This is a genomic window from Thauera sp. ZXT1-4 (assembly GCF_052598215.2).
On the sequence record NZ_JBQWSN020000075.1, the window covers coordinates 1 to 2806 of the forward strand.

The window sequence follows — 2806 nt, forward strand, 5'->3', positions numbered from 1 at the left end:
AACAGGAGGCCGCGCCCGCCGCTTTTTGGTTTGCGGCAGGCGCATCCGTTTGGACCGAAGGGCAGACCCCGGCACTTCCCCTGCCCGCGCCTGCGTGCGTCCCAACGGCCATCGCCCGACCGACCGCCGAGCGCTCAGCACTGCCTTCCGAGCCCCGCCGAGCGCAGTAGCCTGATCAACCGCCGTTGTGTTGGGCAGAGAAGCGGAAAGGGGTTGGCGCTGACCGAGCTGCCGTGCCTCCCCCGTCGCCCGGCTTCCGAGCTCGAGGCCGCACACCACTCCCTCGTTGGCGCCTCCGGCCCTACCGGCGCCCGCCAGACCGCCCTCCAGCCCTCTGGACGCCTTCCTGCTTCGCATCCGAACCGAGGGCTGCCCCACCCCCTCGTTGCGGCCTCCGGCTCAGATGCCCTTCGCCCGCAGCCTCCGACCAGAAGCCCGCCTCCGGACGACCGCCTGACAACCGCACGGCACCCGTCCTGCCTCCAGACAAGAGGAAACGATTGGACGGCCACAGCCCCATCCGGCCCTCATCCGACCCCTCCCGAACGCCATCCAAACAGAAGGCCGGACGACCTTCCCCCTGCAGCCTGACAACCGAGGGTGTGCCGGCCGTGACCCAGATCCGGATGCCCGCACCCCGCTTCATCCAGCCCCAAGGAAGGACCCGGCACCGCCCTCCGGGACAGACGGCAGGCCGCCCTTCCCCCTGCGGCCGCCGACCTCAAGGCGAGTACCAGTAGACACCCATCCTCCGGCCGAGGCAAAAGGCACGCCCCGACCCATCTCCCAGCCAGAGGGATAGCCCCAGCCTCGGCAGCCCAACCTGAGCCGTCCTCCGACCCCCTACGGCGCCCCACCGGCCGGCTCCACGCCGCTGCACCGCCACCGATCCACCGTCCACCGCCACCCCGCCGCGCACCCGCCGTCCACCGCCACCCCGCACCGCAGTGGCCGCTCAGACGCAGACCGGTCTGGCAGAGAAAGGCGGTGGCTTCCGAGCTCGATGCGGACCGCCCCGCCGGCGAAGGTGTTGTCGTGGGCGCTCGAGCACCCTCGTTGCGGCCTCCGGCGAGAAGGCCACCTCCAGCGCCGCCCCTCCGGCCCCGATGTCACCGCCGCGGGCTTCCGTCCTTCGGGCAGAACGACACCCCTGCTGCGGCCTCCATCCCAAAGGACCACCTCGGCGCCCTTCCGTCCGAGATCGAGGCTGGCCGGCGACTGCTGCCGATCCCGACCTTGCAGCAGGACGCGCACCCCCGTTGCGGCCTCCAGCTCGAAGGCGACCGGCAACACTCCGGCCTCTGTGCTTCATCCGACCCGCCTCCCGCCCGAAGGAAGGAAGAACGCCCTTGCGCCATCCGACTGGAACGAAGCCCTCCGGCAGGGCCGATCCCGGCGAGCCTCACCCGGCCCATGGGACTCATGCCGACTGACCTCCCACCCGAAGGAAGGGCGCACCCTCCATGCAGCCTCCCGCCCGAAGGAAGCCACCGGCAAGCCTCGCCTCCTGCCTCAAGGAAGGACGCCTCCCCCGCTGCGGCCTCCGGCTGGAAGCGAGCATCCCGCAGGCCTCCCGCCCAAAGGACCGACGCCACCCCTCCATGTGGCCTCCAAACCGAACGGGCGAACGCGCAGACACCCATCTGGCTCAGATCAAGGGCATCCCTCGACTGCATCCAGGGCAGAGCCGCCTCATCAGTGAAGCCCCCCTTGTCGCCCGAAGCGCGGACGGCGTTGTCCCTCCGAACGGAATTCCGGCACCGGCAACGCTGCGCCCTCCGGCTTGAACGTCTTTCGTTACGGTAACGCCAAAAGACGAACGATCCAGGCCGGGCAACCCACTCCCCCGTTGAGGCCTCCGACCAGATGGGCACGCACAGGCAGGGCCGCGTCGCAGATCGCACCCTCCGTTCCAGCGGGACCGACGAGCCGTGCTCCCTCCGGGCGTGATGGCCTTCTCCACCGCCGTTCGGTTTGGCAGAGAAGGCAAGTGGGCTTCCGGCCTCGGTGACGATACCGAGCGGCTCGCAGGCGTTGAAGGGGATGGACGAGAAACCCTCGTTGGCGCCTCCGGCCAGGACGCTTGGGCAGGGCCGACGAACCGGATGTCACCGCCCTTGCGTCTGAACTGATGGGATTCCACCGGAAGGGTCAAGCCGAATCTCGGGAAGGACGCTCATTCCCGTTGCCGCCTCCAGCCAGACGGCCTCATCGGGCAGGGCCGGCGAACCGGGTGCCGTATCCCTTGCAGCAGCCCTCAGGCCTGATGGCGAAACGAGCACCCCCCTGCGCCCTCCAGCCAGAAGGTCGCCCGCCCCTCCCTTGCGTTACGGTAACGCTTCACCCGTTCTTTTCGGGGCAGACTGAAAAGCCGGGCGAACTTCGGGCAGATGGACATCCTCCGCAGAACGGCAACACCCAGACCTTCAGGGCGAACCGAGCATTCCCCTGCCCCCTCCAGCACAGAGGGCGAAACGGCTGGACGAAAAAAAGGGGAAGGTCTCCCCTCCCCCCCTGATGCCTCCGATTCGAAGGCCAACTCACAGACTGTCGAACAGCGCCTGGTCTTCCGGACTCACGTACATCTGCTGCTCACCCACCTGCTGCCCGTCCCGCCAGGTGCACGGAATCATCGTTGCGCGGTCTTCAAGGGCTTCAATCTCGCTGCCCGTCTGACTCATCGACTCCTGATTCTTCTCGACCAGAAACCGGATTGACTGCTGCGTCCGACGAACCGTCTCGATCGCCGTTGAGCGCTTGTTCAACAACACCGAAATCTGTCGGGTCGTTTCGCGCAGCTCTTCAC

General features: G+C 68.2%; 1 pseudogene. It reads right to left on the reverse strand.

The features are described 5' to 3' along the window. Positions 1-2540: 2540 nt before the first annotated feature. Positions 2541-2806, reverse strand: a pseudogene (locus ACUH78_RS18945) (hypothetical protein); the annotation flags it as partial.